Genomic DNA, 588 nt, shown 5'->3' on the forward strand with positions numbered 1-588 from the left:
GCTGAGGAAGCCGGACATGAAGGCATCGCCGGCGCCCAGCACGTTGAGTACTTCCACCCGTACCCCGGGGTAGATCGCGCCGTCTTCAAGGCGGGCCGGGATATCGCCGTGGATCACCGTGCAGCCCTGGGGGCCAAGCTTGACCACCAGGGTGGCCGAGGTCAGGCCACGCACCGTGCGCAATGCCGTGAGCAAATCTTCACTGCCACCGGCAATCAGGAATTCTTCTTCGGTGCCGACGATCAGGTCAAAACGCGGGAGGATTTTCTGCACGTGCTGGCTGACATTCTGGTCGGCCACAAACCGGGTTTCGCCATCGGCCTTGCCGGCCAGGCCCCAGAGCACCGGGCGGTAGTCGATGTCGAGCACGCGTTTGACGTTGTGCTTCTCGGCGTAGTCCAGGGCCTGGATGCTGGCCTTGTACACGCCGTCGGTGGAGAAGTGGGTACCGGTGATCAGCAGCGCCTTGCTGGAAGCAATGAACGCTTCACTGATGTCTTCGGCGCGCAGGGCCATGTCGGCGCAGTTCTCGCGGTAGAACACCAGCGGGAAGGTTTCGCGGTCCTTGAGGCCCAGCAGCACCAGGGC

1 protein-coding gene is annotated in these 588 nt (G+C 63.4%); it reads right to left on the reverse strand.

All coding sequences use genetic code 11. The features are described from left to right. Positions 1-588, reverse strand: a 588-nt coding sequence (locus HX846_RS30060; protein ID WP_256740105.1) for a PfkB family carbohydrate kinase, incomplete at both ends; no start/stop codon positions are given.

The organism is Pseudomonas sp. K5002 (genome assembly GCF_013386655.1).
In the GTDB taxonomy this organism is placed as follows: Bacteria; Pseudomonadota; Gammaproteobacteria; order Pseudomonadales; family Pseudomonadaceae; genus Aquipseudomonas.